Source organism: Burkholderia sp. BCC1047, assembly GCF_902833155.1.
In the GTDB taxonomy this organism is placed as follows: domain Bacteria; phylum Pseudomonadota; class Gammaproteobacteria; order Burkholderiales; family Burkholderiaceae; genus Burkholderia; species Burkholderia sola.
Genome location: NZ_CADFEH010000005.1, coordinates 78,356 through 91,305 on the forward strand (window position 1 = coordinate 78,356; position 12,950 = coordinate 91,305).

At 71.1% G+C, this 12,950-nt stretch carries 13 protein-coding genes and 1 pseudogene; 3 read left to right on the forward strand and 11 right to left on the reverse strand.

Features of this window, described 5'->3' with window-relative positions; translation table 11 throughout:
- Positions 1-23: 23 nt before the first annotated feature.
- Positions 24-1,427, reverse strand: coding sequence for an HlyD family secretion protein (locus HWX55_RS07750; RefSeq protein ID WP_175975163.1), 1,404 nt, complete (start codon positions 1,425-1,427; stop codon positions 24-26).
- Positions 1,428-1,585: 158 nt separating this feature from the next.
- On the opposite strand from HWX55_RS07750, the gene HWX55_RS07755 reads away from it, so the two are divergent.
- Together HWX55_RS07755 and HWX55_RS07760 are read left to right on the forward strand one after the other, a co-directional pair.
- Positions 1,586-1,786 (forward strand): hypothetical protein, encoded by a 201-nt coding sequence (locus HWX55_RS07755; RefSeq protein WP_175975164.1) that lies wholly within the window; start codon positions 1,586-1,588, stop codon positions 1,784-1,786.
- 203 nt (positions 1,787-1,989) lie between these two features.
- The gene (locus tag HWX55_RS07760; protein ID WP_175975308.1) at positions 1,990-2,463 is read left to right on the forward strand and encodes an NUDIX hydrolase; all 474 of its coding nucleotides are present in this window, start codon (positions 1,990-1,992) and stop codon (positions 2,461-2,463) included.
- Here the strand turns inward: HWX55_RS07760 and HWX55_RS07765 are convergent.
- From HWX55_RS07765 to HWX55_RS07805, 9 genes are all read right to left on the reverse strand, one after another.
- Positions 2,438-2,920, reverse strand: coding sequence for a DUF1641 domain-containing protein (locus HWX55_RS07765; protein WP_175975165.1), 483 nt, complete (start codon positions 2,918-2,920; stop codon positions 2,438-2,440). The two genes, HWX55_RS07760 and HWX55_RS07765, sit on opposite strands and share 26 nt — an antisense overlap.
- 114 nt (positions 2,921-3,034) lie before the next feature.
- Positions 3,035-3,514: a BON domain-containing protein gene (locus HWX55_RS07770; protein WP_175975166.1), complete on the reverse strand. Its 480-nt coding sequence runs from the start codon at positions 3,512-3,514 to the stop codon at positions 3,035-3,037.
- Between the two features lie 173 nt (positions 3,515-3,687).
- Positions 3,688-4,194, reverse strand: a complete 507-nt coding sequence (locus tag HWX55_RS07775) for a low affinity iron permease family protein (protein WP_175975167.1) — start codon at positions 4,192-4,194, stop codon at positions 3,688-3,690.
- A gap of 155 nt (positions 4,195-4,349) precedes the next feature.
- Positions 4,350-5,090 carry an FRG domain-containing protein gene (locus tag HWX55_RS07780; protein ID WP_175975168.1) on the reverse strand — a complete coding sequence of 247 codons (741 nt, stop codon included), beginning with the start codon at positions 5,088-5,090 and terminating at the stop codon, positions 4,350-4,352.
- A gap of 127 nt (positions 5,091-5,217) precedes the next feature.
- A complete protein-coding gene (locus tag HWX55_RS07785) occupies positions 5,218-5,601 on the reverse strand; it encodes a DUF305 domain-containing protein (protein ID WP_175975169.1) in 384 nt (127 codons plus the stop codon).
- Between the two features lie 98 nt (positions 5,602-5,699).
- A complete protein-coding gene (locus HWX55_RS07790; protein ID WP_175975170.1) occupies positions 5,700-7,370 on the reverse strand; it encodes a GMC family oxidoreductase in 1,671 nt (556 codons plus the stop codon).
- Complete coding sequence (locus HWX55_RS07795; RefSeq protein WP_175975171.1) at positions 7,357-8,022, reverse strand: gluconate 2-dehydrogenase subunit 3 family protein; 666 nt, start codon at positions 8,020-8,022, stop codon at positions 7,357-7,359. Before HWX55_RS07795 ends, HWX55_RS07790 begins: the two co-directional genes overlap by 14 nt.
- Positions 8,019-8,870, reverse strand: a complete 852-nt coding sequence (locus HWX55_RS07800; RefSeq protein ID WP_175975172.1) for a hypothetical protein — start codon at positions 8,868-8,870, stop codon at positions 8,019-8,021. The genes HWX55_RS07795 and HWX55_RS07800 overlap by 4 nt, the downstream gene beginning before the upstream one ends.
- A gap of 19 nt (positions 8,871-8,889) precedes the next feature.
- Positions 8,890-9,990: an enolase C-terminal domain-like protein gene (locus HWX55_RS07805; protein ID WP_175975173.1), complete on the reverse strand. Its 1,101-nt coding sequence runs from the start codon at positions 9,988-9,990 to the stop codon at positions 8,890-8,892.
- A 131-nt stretch (positions 9,991-10,121) separates the two neighbouring features.
- On the opposite strand from HWX55_RS07805, the gene HWX55_RS07810 reads away from it, so the two are divergent.
- The gene (locus tag HWX55_RS07810; protein WP_175975174.1) at positions 10,122-11,957 is read left to right on the forward strand and encodes a thiamine pyrophosphate-requiring protein; all 1,836 of its coding nucleotides are present in this window, start codon (positions 10,122-10,124) and stop codon (positions 11,955-11,957) included.
- A 31-nt stretch (positions 11,958-11,988) separates the two neighbouring features.
- Here the strand turns inward: HWX55_RS07810 and HWX55_RS07815 are convergent.
- Positions 11,989-12,949: pseudogene (locus HWX55_RS07815) on the reverse strand (glycoside hydrolase family 15 protein).
- Between the last annotated feature and the right edge of the window lies 1 nt (position 12,950).

The following is a 12,950-nucleotide window of genomic DNA, read 5'->3' on the forward strand; positions in this document are numbered from 1 at the left end:
ACCGGCCGCGGCACGGCGGCCGGTCATTTCAGGTGGACGGTCGGCACGGCCGACAGGCCGAGACCGAGCGGCGGACGGTTCGGCAGCGGGCCGTCGAGCACGATCTTCACCGGCACGCGCTGCACGATCTTCACGAAATTGCCGGTCGCGTTCTCGGTCGGGAATGCGGAGAAGCGCGAGCCGCTGCCGAGCTGGATGCTGTCGACGTGGCCGTGCAGATCGAGATCGGGATACGCGTCGACCGACACGTCGACGCGGTCGCCGACGCGCATCCGCTCGAGCTGCGACTCCTTGAAATTCGCGGTGATCCACACGCGCGGCGTGACGATCGAGAAGATCGACGTGCCCGCTTGCAGGAACGAGCCCAGTTGCACGTTGCGCCGCGTAACCCAGCCGTCGGACGGCGCGCGCATCTCGCAGTACGACAGGTTCAGGTTGGCCGTCTCGAGCTGCGCGCGCGCCTGCAGCACCTGCTGGCGGCGTTCCTCGACGGCCGTCTCGGCCTGCCGGATCTGCTGCGGCACGAGGCTCGCGGTGCGCGCCTGCGCCTGGGCCATCGCGACGTTCGCGTCGGCGGTCGCGCGCTGTGCGTCGGCCGCGTCGATCGCCTGCTGCGAGGTTGCGCGCGCATCGACCGCGCGCTGCCGCGCCTGCGCGGCGAGCGCCTGCCGGTACGCGGCTTCCGCGGATTCGATCTGCGCGCGCGCCTGCCGGTACTGGGCCGGATACTGCACGCGCGCGATGTCGAGCTGCACGCGCGCCGCATCGAGCTGCGCCTGCGCGAGACCGAGCTGCGCCTGCGCGGCGTCGACCTGTGCGCGGTAGTCGCGCGGATCGATCTCGACGAGCACGTCGCCGCGCCGCACGAACGTGTTGTCGTCGACCGCCAGCCGCGTCACGTAGCCGGACACGTGCGGCGCGACCGCCACCGCGTTGCCGTCGGTGTACGCATCGTCGGTGCTTTCCTGGTTGCGCGTCGCGAACCACCACACGAGCCCGCCGACGAGCAGCACGAACACCACCGCGCCGAGGATGATCAGCGGCTTCTTGCCGGGCCGCTTGCGTTCGCCTTCGCCGTCGTTGCCATCTCCGTCGCCGCCGGTGCGGCCGCCGCGATCGTCGTGCGGGTGATCATCGCGGCCCCCGCCGCCCGGCGCGTCGGTCGGATGCTCGCCGTTGCGGCCCGGCGCGGCGCCCGAGCCGCCGGCGCCGCCGGACTGGCCGTCGCCCGCCCGCGCGACGGCGGGCGGCCGGCGCTCGAACGCCGGCCAGGGCACGCGCAGCGGTATCGACAGCAAGTCACCGGCCATCGCCGGCGCGAACGCGTCCGGCGCACCGGCGACGCATCGTCCGGGCGTCGACGCGCGCCGGCGCGCGACGCCGAATCGCTGACGAACGGATAACGGGCACAAGATCGCATCGGGCATGAAACGGGGCTCCAGGCGGCGGCGTGGGCGTCATTGCCCGCGCCGACCTCAAGCGCGCGATCAAGCAAACAGCGGGCCCGGCAACGCGTTTCGTTCGAGCGCGGCACGCCCGATGCGCGCTGCGTACGCTTCAACCGCCCCGACAGGACGCCCGAACCATGACACGTTCGACCTCGCTCGACACCGACACACGCGACCAAGATCGCGGCGACAGCACGCCCGGCCCGGAGGGCAAGCGCCGCGGCACGACCACGCCGCCGCCGCCCAGCGCGCACGACCCCGCCGAAGGCAAACCGGCCGGGAAGGAAAACGGCACGCCGCCGCATCGTCCGCCATCCGGCGAACACGGCCGCACGTGATCGCCGCGCGTCGCGCGACCCGCCCGCCGTCCCGAAGCGGCCGCACCGGACGGCGGCAGAAATGACAAGCCGTTGAAAATTCGCGGGCGACGATCGACGAGCTCGCCCGAATCGTTCACACGCCACCCCGCGCGACGGCGACCCAGGAACGCACGTTGCGGCACAGGCGCATGGATCTTTCAATCACCCACCGCCTGCCCTGCATGACGCTACCCGACCCGTCCGATTTCCCCGTTCGCGCGGTGCCGCTCGCGCCGCTGGCGAAGGAACGCGCGACGATCGTCTGCGTTCGCAACCGGCGCGTGCTGCTGGTCGCGCGCGGGCGATCGTCGCGCTGGACGCTGCCGGGCGGCGTGATCCGGCGCGGCGAATCGGCGCTCGACGCCGCGCATCGCGAGCTTCGGGAGGAAACGGGGCTTGTCGATCTCGAACTCGCGTATTTCTTCTACGTGGACGGCAGCGTGAAGCGCCATCACGTGTTCGTCGCGAGCCTGCCGCGCGGCGCGCACGCGTGCCCGGGCCGCGAAATCGCGCTGTGCCGCTGGGTCGGCATCGACGCGGTATCGCACTGGCCGGCAAGCGCGCCGACCCAGCGCATCATCCGTCAGTTCGCGGGCCTGTGCGCCCCCGGCGACCTGCAACCGGACGCGGTCACGCGTCTTTCGTCGTCTCGTTGAGCCCGGCGGCCGGCGGCTGCGGATCGCGCGCGAGCCCCTGCGCGAAGACCTTCAGCCCTTCGAGCAGCGGCGTCAACGCATCCCACAGCGCCTCGTCGTGCAGCAGCCGATAGATGCCGCGCACGCCGGGCGCGACATGCTCGTGCTGCGCCGGCTGCCACGCGCCGACGTGATGCAGCGCGTCGGCCGCCGCGAACGCGGCGCGACCGAACTGTTCCGGCGGAATGCGCGACAGCGCCGTCACCAGCATCGCGAGATTCTGCATGCCGCTCTGCATGCCGGGCTTGTCGAGCGCGTCGACAAACGTGTCGGCGAGCCGCGCGTTCGCGCTGACGACCTCGTTCGCGAAGCGCAGGAAGCCGTGCCGATGCAAGCTGCCGAGCAGGTGTTCGAGCGCGTCGTGCGCGCCGGGCTCCGGGTGCGGGGGCGTCGTATCGGGGGGCTGACGGTCGGTCATGGGCTTGCTCCGGTTGAGGCGCCAGGCTGCCGTCGTACCGGCAGCCGTGCGTGCGCCGAATGCGTGTCGTACGCGTTCGCCGGCCCCCCGCCAGTGCGGGCAGCCGCGGCCGCGTCAGTGCGAATGACCGTCGGGCGACGCCTTGTATTCGCTGCGTGCGCCCATCGCGTCCTCGACGTGATGCACGCCATGCAGCGCGGCGACGCCGTCGATCAGCGCCTGCCGTTCGGCCTCCTCGACCTGTCCGGTCAGGCACACGTTGCCGTGCTCGACGCTCACGTCGATGTCGCGCGGGCGGCCGACGAGCCGGCCCAGCGCCGCACGCACGCGCTCGGCGACCTGCACGTCGTTCGCATCGCCCGCGAGCCAGTCGGCCCGCAGGCCGGCGATCGCGCCGCGCGCATGGTCGGCCGCCCGCTTCACCTGCGTATTCGCATAGTCGGCCACCCCGTGCCGGCCCGCGGCCGCCTTGTCGCGCAGATAAGCGCGACGACGACGGCCGGACGACGGATCGAGGAAGTACATCGCGGCCGCCCCGCAGGCGACGGCCACCGCAATATTCAAGAGCGGATTCGAAGGAGTTCTGGAGTTCATGGAAGCACCATAGGCAATACCCGGAACGACCGGGCTTCGTCTCGGTGTGCAGCACGAGCCGTTCCCCGCTGCAGGCGGCGCTTGCACGCGGTCGCGCCGCGAGGCGGCGCCGGAAACGACAAGCGTTTGAAAAATCATCGGGCCGCGCACCGCTCGATCGGACGATCCGATGATCACGATTCGGGCGGCGTGTCGGCCGTTTCCGCGCGCTTCCCGCCCGGCTGGTCGTCGCCGCGCTCGGCCGCGCGCTGCGCCATTTCCACGTAGGTCTGCGCCAACGCGCGCAATTCTTCCTCCGACGCATCCTCGATCCCGATCAGCCGGTCGCTCGCCGCGCGCGTGACCGCGAGCAGTTCGTCGAGCTTCAGGTGCAACGCCACGCTGTCGCGATTCTGGTTGCGCTGCAACAGGAACACCATCAGGAACGTGATGATCGTGGTGCCGGTATTGATCACGAGCTGCCACGCGTCGGAGTAGTGAAACACCGGCCCGCTCACGAGCCACAGCACGGTGATGGCGACCGCGCTGCCGAATGCGACCGGCGAGCCGGCCCAGGTGGTCACGCCCGACGCAAAACGTTCGAACGCGCGGGTGACGGCGTGCCCGGCCGGCCGGGAACCGGCGCCGGGCTCGCACGCCTTGTCGCGACGGTCGCTCGGTGGTTCGTTGGGTTCGCGCATGAATGCCTCCGGATTCGATGGTCTGTCTGAATGCGCGCAGGAACGGCCGCATCGCCCGCCACGTACCGGTCGCAAGCCGGCGACTTGGGGGTCGGTCCCGTGTGCGCGCCGCCGATACGAGCATCACGCGTGCCCGCTCGCACGCCGTGCGCGCTTTACCGCGGCGCGTGCGTGTCCTCGTCATCCGGGAAATAGCGCGTGTCGGTCAGTTGCGCGATGCCGTCGAGATCCGGAAAGATCGTCGCGATGCTCACGCCGACGCCCGCGAGCTCCCGCCGGATCGTCGCGAACCGGGCGCCCGGCACGACGATCCGCATGAGGCGGCCGGCGAGGTCCGCGTCCTCGTCGAGCGGCACGAAGCGCTCGCCACGCGGGTCATAACGGTGGATCGTGAACCAGCCATCCTGCGCGGTGATCCTCGGCATCACGTGACGCGGCCGGAACACCTTGGTGCGCGTGACCTCCAGCGGCGCGCGCCGTTCGGCGGCGGTCGCGATGTCGTCGGCGTCGTGCGACAGGCACCACACCACACCGTCGCCGCCCGATTCGCTCGCGCGCCTGACCGCGAACCACAGCGCGGCCAGCGCGTTGCCGGACCAGTCGAGCAGGCGCGTGCGCATCCCGTGCTGCTGCGCGAGCGCGAGCCAGTCGCACGCATCGAGGTTCTGTCCGGGTTCGAGATGCGGCAGCGCGCGCCGCGTGAATTCGTCGAGCATCCGCGCTTCGACGTCGGGCGACGCACGCTGCCGTGCGATACCCGGCACGAGCGGCCAGCCGGCGTTGCACTGGCCGCGAAACAGCCGCAGCGCCATCGTCTGCCGCTGCGCGCCGATCACGGCCATGTAATCGGCCACGCTGTCGATCGAGCGATCTTCGGCCGCACGCTTATCCTCCATGCATCGTGCCTCCTGCCGCGGCTACCCGTGCGCGCGGCCATTGCGTCGGCGCGGGTCCGGGATCGTAGCTTGCCGGATGCGGAACCGCCGGGCCAGCCGGCTGCGTATCTCCGTCTCGCATCGCCGTTCACGGCGCCTTGCCGCGCTCCTTCTGCCAGCGCTCCATCAACGCGATCTCGTCGCGCTGCGCGGCGACGATCCGGCTCGCGAGCTGACGCAGCGTCGGGTCCTTGCCGTATTTGAGCTCGACCTGCGCCATGTCGATCGCGCCCTGGTGATGCGGCGCCATGTGCGCGACGAAATCGCGGTCGGCGTCGCCCGTGTATCGCGCGCTCTCCATCGCTTCCATCATCTTGCGATCGGCGCGCTTGAACGCCTGCGTGGACGTGTCGGGCACGCTGGCGGGATTCGGCGGGCGCAACTGTCCGGCCGCAGGCAGCGCCGACGCGCACGCCGCCAGCAGTGCGCAGGCTGCACCGCGACGCAGGGATGAACGGTTGAAGGCAGGCATGAGACGAGTCCTCCACAAGAAAGTGAATGGATCGCATGCGGCATCGTCCCTCGCCCGCACGCGTCGTATCGGCCGCCGGCGGGGCCGCGCCGCGCGATTCATCGCCATCGCGCACGCGCATGCGCGTCGCCGCGTGCGACCAGCGTTTTGATGCGGTCGGCGGTGCGGCACGCGATCGCCTGGATCGTCAGCGACGGATTCACGCCGCCGACCGTCGGAAACACCGAGCCGTCGCAGACCCACAGGTTCGGGATGTCCCAGCTTCGGCAGTCGGCATCGACGACGCTCGTCGCCGGGTCGTCGCCCATCCGCACGGTGCCGGCGAGATGGCACGTGTCGTCCTCCTCGTGCCAGATGTCGCGCGCGCCGGCCGCTTCCAGCGAACGCGCCATCTGCGCGAGCGCATGGCGGATCATCCGGCGATCGTTGTCGTCGTACGAATAGGTGACGCGCGCGACCGGCAACCCGAACGCGTCGCGCTCGTCGGCGAGCGTCACGCGGTTGTCCGCGCGCGGCAGCGTCTCGCCGACGATCTTCAGGCCGGCCTGGAAGTTGTAGCGCGCCATCTCGTGCTTCAGCGCATCGCCCCACAGCCCGCGCGCGGCGACCTTGCGCGCCCATTCGATCGGCAGCGGCCCCTGGCTCATCCAGCAATAGCCGCCGAAGAAATCCTTGCCGTCGTCCGCGTAGTTCCAGTGCTCGGTGATCGACAGCGACGGCGGCCCCTTGTACCAGCGCACTTCGTCGTCCATCGTTCCCCACGACGCCTGGTTCAGTTGCGCCATCAGGTAGCGGCCGACGAGGCCCGAGCTGTTCGCGAGCCCCTGCGGATGGCGCCCGTTCGCGGACAGCAACAACAGGCGCGGCGTCTCGATCGCATAACCGGCGACGACGACGTTGCGCGCGCGCTGGAACCGGGTGCGGCCGTCGCGCCGGTAGTGCACGCCGGTCACGCGATCGCCTTCGGCGTCGATCCGCAGCGCCATCGCGAGATCGCGCACTTCGGCACCGGCCGCGACCGCGCGCGGTATCCACGTGATCAGCGCGCTCTGCTTCGCATTCGTCGCGCAGCCGGCGATGCAGAAGCCGCGATACACGCACGGATGCGCTCGGCCGCGCGGCGCGGACAGCGTCGCGAGCGGCGTCGGCGTCCAGTCGATCCCCATCGCGTCGGCGCCGCGCGCGAGCACGAGCGCGGCCGCGTTCAGTTCGTGGGCGCGATACGGATAGCGCGGGCGCGGCGGGCCCCACGGGTAGTTCACCGGCCCGCTGATCTTCAACGCCTGTTCGACCTCGCGGTAGTAGCGCCACATCTCGCGCCAGTCGAGCGGCCAGTCGACGCCGTAGCCGAGCGCGCTACGCGAGCGGAACCACTCGGGCCGGAAGCGCAGCGACACCATCGCGAAATGCACGGTGCTGCCGCCGATCGCGCGGCCGCTGTTGTTGGTGCCGAGCGTCAGCGGATCGGCGCCGTCGCAGATCCGCTCGTCGGTCCAGAACAGCTTGTGCTGATGCGTCTCGTCCGACGCGAATTCCTCGAGCGGCCGCCACCACGCGCCCGCATCGAGCGCGACGACCGAGAAACCGTATTCGGCGAGCTTGCACGCGAGCGTGCCGCCGCCGGCGCCGGTGCCGACGATCACGAAGTCGACCGCGTCGTCGTCGCGGAACATCCGCATCGGCGACCAGCCGCCGACCCGCAGCGGATCGGGCGCACGACCGTCGCGGCCGCGCGGCGTCGGAACGGACAGCGGTTCATCGGCGGCCATCGCGATCGCCCTCCTCCATGCGCATTTCCGCTTCCCATGGGTCGCGGCGGTTGAAATCCATCCGCACGTAGCCGCGCGGGCTCGCGGGGCCGCCGAAGCCGATCTCGTTCCACGCGAACGGATGGCCGTAATACGCGCCGCAGATATCCATCAGCACGCGCTTCATGAAGAACGTGTGCGGGTCCAGGCCGGCCCAGGCCGGCACCACCTGCGGATCGATGTCGCCTTTCTGTACCGCATGCAGCAACGCATCGGCGTCGCGTTCGCCAAGCGCCGCGAACGGGCAGCCATGCGCGTGGCGCGCCATCGCGTCGAGTCCGGCGAGGCCCGTCTGCCATGCGACGCGCAGTGGCGGCAGGCGCGCATCGCGATAGCCGTCGCCGTCGTCGGCGGCGAGCCGCGCGTCGACCAACGCGGCGGTCGGGATCGCGCCCGCGCCACCCGGTTGCTGCGGCACGATCCGCGCGCACAACGCCGCGAGCGTCGCAAATCGTTCGGCATCCAGATGGCGCGGCGCATGGGCCGCGATGCGCAGGCGTGCATCGATCGCATGCCGTGTCGCATCGTTCCACGACGGCGAGTCGCGCTTGGCGAGCACGTCGTAGCCCGGATAGCGCGGCAACGCGACGGACTTGCGGTGTGCGTCGCTCATGACGCGTCCCGTTCGGCGAGCGCGGTCGCGGCGAGCCCCGCGATCGCGAGCGCGGTGAAGCTCGGCGGCGCCGGTAGCGGCGGCCCCGACAGCAGGTTCTGCGACCAGTTGCGCCAGCCGCCCATCTGCCGCGCGACGCCGCGCGCATGGAACGCGACGCCGACGAACCCGAGCACGGCCGTCGCGCGCAGCCACCCGCGGCAGAAGCGCCGCTCGGCGCGCGGGCGCGACAGCGCGAGTTGCGCGGTCGCCAGCGCGGCCACCGGCGGCACGACGACCGGCGCGAACATCGCGCGATGCTGGAACGCGCCGCGAAAATGCAGCAGCCCGACTTCGCCGAGCGTGCCGACGAGGCCCGCCGTGACCAATCCGGCCAGCGCGCGCCCGGCCGGCAGTCCGGCGAGCCGCGGTGCGTCGGCCGGGCTCTCGCGCAGCCGCTCGCCCGCCGCGCCCAGCGCGCCCGACAGCAAAAGCGCGAACGGTGCGCCGAGCGGCGCGCCGTAGAACAGGTTGTGCCAGCTGAAACCGCCCGGCCGCTTCGTCACGTTGTACAGGTGGAACGCGGAGCCGGCGACGCCGACCGCGGCCGATGCGACGTGCACCGCGTCGCGCAGCCGGTGGCGCACGGGCGTGTCGTCCGCGTGGCCGTGCACGCTCGCGATCACCGACAGCGTCGACATCGCGAGCGGCGCGAGCATCGCGCGATTGTGAAAGGTGCCGCGATAGTGCTCGACGCCGCTGTCGGCAAGCACCGAGCCGGCCAGCAGCAGCGCGCTGCGGTTGAGCAACCGTGCGGCGTCGGCCAGCAGCCTGTCACGCTCGGCGGCGCGATGTCGCGGGTGTCGCATCGTTCCTCCTCGTCGGCATTCAGCACGCGAAGTCCAGCAGGTCAGCGGCGCGCAATTCGAGGCCGAGCCCCGCGCGCGTCGCGTCGATTTCCAGTGCGCCGTCGACGAGCGTCGGCGCGCCGTCGAACAGCATCCGCTCGACGCGGACATGATCGTGAAACCATTCGACGTGGCGCAGGCGCGGCGCCGCGCAGCCGACGTGCCGGTGCAGCGCGGGCGCGCAGTGCGCGGACAAGTCGACGTGATACGCATCGGCCAGCGCCGCGGCCGCGAGAAAACCGCTGACGCCGCCGCAGCGCGTTGCGTCGGCCTGCAGCACGTCGACCGCGCGACATTCCAGCAAGCGCCGGAAATCGTCGGGCGTATACGCGTATTCGCCGGCCGCGACGTCGACCCGCGGGCCGACGTGCTCGCGCACGAATCGCAGCCCCGCGACGTCGTCGCTGCTGACGGGCTCCTCGAACCAGCGAATGTCGCAATCGGCGGCGGCCTGCATGAACGCGAGCGCGGTGCGCGGTGAATACGCGCCGTTCGCATCGACGAACAGGTCGACGCCGGGCCCGAGCGCGTCGCGCGCCGCACGCACGCGCGACAGATCGCGCACGTCTTCCGCACCGATCTTGATCTTGCACGCGCGCACGCGCTCGGCGCGCCAGCCGTCCAGCTGCGCGGCGAGCGTCCGCGCCTCGTAGGTCGTGAAGCCGCCGCTGCCGTACACCGGCACGCGTTCGCGCAGGCGGCCCAGCAGCAGCGCGCGCGGCACGTCGGCGAGTTTCGCCTTCGCGTCCCACAGCGCCGTGTCGAGCGCCGAAATCGCGGTCGCCGCGATCCCGCCGCGGCCGACGTTGCGCACCGCGCGCCACAGCGCATCGACCGCGGCCGGGATGTCCACCACCGGCCGCTTGCGCAACACGCCGGCCAGCAGCGACGTCACGAGAGGCACGGCGCTCGCGTCCGTGTACGTATAGCCGAGCCCCGTCACGGGCCCCGCGTCGATCTCGACGACGACGACCGTCGTCGCGGTCCATGCGTAGGTGCCGTCGGCTTCGGGCCGGTCGGTCGGCACGCGGTACGCGCGGGCGCGCACGTCGTCGATCGCCGGCGCGGCGGAAAGTGCCATCGTTGCGCTCCGGTCAGCTTGCTTTTTGCTTGCGGACGTCGCGTGCAACCGCTGTGCCCGACGCACGCGGCGCGGCACGTGCCTTGCGCGGCCGCCTCGCATCGGCTCATCCCGAATCAAGGAGAAACGGCATGGCGACAGTGGCGGATTTCATCGTCGAACGGCTGTACGACTGGGGCGTGCGCCGCATCTACGGCTACCCGGGCGACGGCATCAACGGATTTTTCGGCGCGCTGAACCGCGCGGACGGCAAGATCGAATTCATCCAGGCGCGCCACGAGGAGATGGCGGCCTTCATGGCGTCCGCGCATGCAAAATTTACAGGCGAGCTCGGCGTATGCGTCGCGACGTCGGGCCCGGGCGCCGCGCACCTCGTGACGGGCCTCTACGACGCGCGGCTCGACCACATGCCGGTGCTCGCGATCGTCGGCCAGCAGGCGCGCGCGGCGCTCGGCGGTCACTACCAGCAGGAAGTGGATCTTCCGGCGCTTTTCAAGGACGTTGCAGGCGCATTCGTTCAGCTTGCGACGGTGCCCGGCCAGGTGCGCCACCTGGTGGACCGCGCGGTGCGCACCGCGCTCGGCGCGCGCGCGGTCACCGCGCTCGTGCTGCCGAACGACCTGCAGGAGCTCGACTACGCGCCGCCGAAACGCGCGCACGGCACCGTGCATTCGGGGGTCGGCTATACCGCGCCGAAAGTCGTGCCGTATGCGGACGACCTGCGACGCGCGGCCGACGTGCTCAACGCGGGGTCGAAAGTCGCAATGCTGGTCGGCGCGGGCGCGCTGAAGGCGACCGACGAAGTCATCGCGGTGGCCGACCGGCTCGGCGCGGGCGCCGCGAAAGCGCTGCTCGGCAAGGCCGCGCTGCCGGACGACCTGCCGTGGGTCACCGGCTCGATCGGGCTGCTCGGCACCAAGCCGAGCTACGAGTTGATGACCGAATGCGACACGCTGCTGGTCGTCGGCTCCGGCTTTCCGTATTCGGAATTCCTGCCGAAGGAAGGCCAGGCGCGCGGCGTGCAGATCGACCTGAAGGCCGACATGCTGAGCCTGCGCTACCCGATGGAAGTCAATATGGTCGGCGACAGCGCCGAGACGCTGCGCGCGCTGCTGCCGCTCTTGAACGAGCGTCGCGACACCGCGTGGCGCGACCGGATCGCGAAATGGAACCGCGACTGGCACGACACGCTCGCCGCGCGCGCGGCCGCGAAGGCGAGCGCCGGGCGCGGCGTGAATCCGCAGCGCGCGTTTACCGAGCTGTCGCCGCGCCTGCCCGACGACGTGATCCTGACGAGCGATTCGGGCTCCTGCGCGAACTGGTATGCGCGCGACCTGATGATGCGGCGCGGGATGATGGGCTCGCTGTCCGGCGGGCTCGCGTCGATGGGCGCCGCGGTGCCCTACGCGATCGCCGCGAAGTTCGCGCATCCGGTGCGCCCGGTGATCGCGATGGTCGGCGACGGCGCGATGCAGATGAACAACATGGCCGAGCTGATCACCGTCGCGAAATACTGGCGCCAGTGGCCCGACCCGCGCTGGATCTGCATGGTGCTGAACAACGAGGACCTGAACCAGGTCACGTGGGAGCAGCGCGTGATGGAAGGCGACCCGAAGTTCGACGCGTCGCAGCAGATCCCGAACGTGCCGTACTACCGCTTCGCGACGCTGCTCGGCCTCAAGGGCATCTACGTCGACGATCCGGAACAGCTCGGCGCCGCGTGGGACGAAGCGCTCGCGTCCGACCGGCCGGTCGTGCTCGAAGTGAAGAGCGACCCGGAGGTGCCGCCGCTGCCGCCGCACGTGACGCTGCAGCAGGCGAAGCATTTCGCCGAAACGCTGGTGAGGGGCGACCCGCGCGAGGGCAACGTGATCGTCGAGACCGCGCGGCAGGTGTTGTCGGCCGTGCTGCCGGGCAATGGCGAACAGGGCGACAAGCGCGGCAACGGAGGGAAAGGCGAATCGTAAGCAAGACGCGCGGGCGGGACGGCGCGACATCCTAGCCGATGTCGACGTCGACGTCGTTCCCCCCGTCGCGCTGCAGCGCGAGCGCCGCGTTCACGAGCCCGACCTGCGCGAGCGTGAATGGAAAATTGCCGCACATGCGCCGCGCGTTCACGTCGTATTCCTCGGACAGCAGCCCGACGTCGTTGCGCAGGCCGAGCAGCCGCTCGAACAGCGCATGCGCATCGTCGTCGGGCGGCAGCCCGTGCCGACGCGCCTGGTACAGCGCGCCGAGCACCTCGCCGTACACGTCGAGCTGCAACTGGTCGGCCGCCGCGTTGCCGAAGCGCACCGGCTGCGCGCCTTCGTAGCCGGCCAGGTGCACGGCCTGCCACTCGGCCGCGCGCCGGCCGCCGTCGGCCGCATACAGCACTTGCAATTGCGACGGATGATCGGCGATCGCGCGCACAAGCCAGTCGCGCCAGCGCGCGCCTTCGTCGCGATAGCCGCAGCGCACCAGCGCGTGCAGCGTGAAGCTCGCATCGCGCAGCCAGCAGAAGCGATAGTCCCAGTTGCGCTTGCCGCCGAAGCGCTCGGGCAACGAACTGGTCGGCGCCGCGACGATGCCGCCGGTGCGCACGCTCGACAACAGCTTCACCGTGATCAGTGCGCGCTCGGTCGCGTCGCGATACGGGCCCTCGGCGGCGTTGCAATCCGACCAGCCGCGCCAGAACGCCTGCGTGTCGTGCAGCGATGCGTATGCATCGGGCACGGCCGGCGCCGGGTCAAACGAGCGCGCGTAACTGATGCAGAAATCCACCCGCTCCCCCGCCGCGATCCGTCGCGTGCCGACCAGCCGCAATCCGGAACCGGCCGTTGTCCGGCGTGCCGACGAGCGCGGCGAAACACGGCGGCGAATCGAAGTCCGGCCAGCACAGCCAGTCGATGCTGCCGTCGCGCGCGACGAGCGCGGCGCTGCGGCCGTCGCCGACGAGCGCGTAATCCTCGATCCGCATC

Excerpts from the sequence above, each read along its gene's own strand:
- HWX55_RS07750 (WP_175975163.1), bottom strand. The coding sequence starts at position 1,427 with ATGCCCGATGCGATCTTGTGCCCGTTATCCGTTCGTCAGCGATTCGGC.
- HWX55_RS07755 (WP_175975164.1), top strand. The coding sequence starts at position 1,586 with ATGACACGTTCGACCTCGCTCGACACCGACACACGCGACCAAGATCGC.
- HWX55_RS07760 (WP_175975308.1), top strand. The coding sequence starts at position 1,990 with ATGACGCTACCCGACCCGTCCGATTTCCCCGTTCGCGCGGTGCCGCTC.
- HWX55_RS07765 (WP_175975165.1), bottom strand. The coding sequence starts at position 2,920 with ATGACCGACCGTCAGCCCCCCGATACGACGCCCCCGCACCCGGAGCCC.
- HWX55_RS07770 (WP_175975166.1), bottom strand. The coding sequence starts at position 3,514 with ATGAACTCCAGAACTCCTTCGAATCCGCTCTTGAATATTGCGGTGGCC.
- HWX55_RS07775 (WP_175975167.1), bottom strand. The coding sequence starts at position 4,194 with ATGCGCGAACCCAACGAACCACCGAGCGACCGTCGCGACAAGGCGTGC.
- HWX55_RS07780 (WP_175975168.1), bottom strand. The coding sequence starts at position 5,090 with ATGGAGGATAAGCGTGCGGCCGAAGATCGCTCGATCGACAGCGTGGCC.
- HWX55_RS07785 (WP_175975169.1), bottom strand. The coding sequence starts at position 5,601 with ATGCCTGCCTTCAACCGTTCATCCCTGCGTCGCGGTGCAGCCTGCGCA.
- HWX55_RS07790 (WP_175975170.1), bottom strand. The coding sequence starts at position 7,370 with ATGGCCGCCGATGAACCGCTGTCCGTTCCGACGCCGCGCGGCCGCGAC.
- HWX55_RS07795 (WP_175975171.1), bottom strand. The coding sequence starts at position 8,022 with ATGAGCGACGCACACCGCAAGTCCGTCGCGTTGCCGCGCTATCCGGGC.
- HWX55_RS07800 (WP_175975172.1), bottom strand. The coding sequence starts at position 8,870 with ATGCGACACCCGCGACATCGCGCCGCCGAGCGTGACAGGCTGCTGGCC.
- HWX55_RS07805 (WP_175975173.1), bottom strand. The coding sequence starts at position 9,990 with ATGGCACTTTCCGCCGCGCCGGCGATCGACGACGTGCGCGCCCGCGCG.
- HWX55_RS07810 (WP_175975174.1), top strand. The coding sequence starts at position 10,122 with ATGGCGACAGTGGCGGATTTCATCGTCGAACGGCTGTACGACTGGGGC.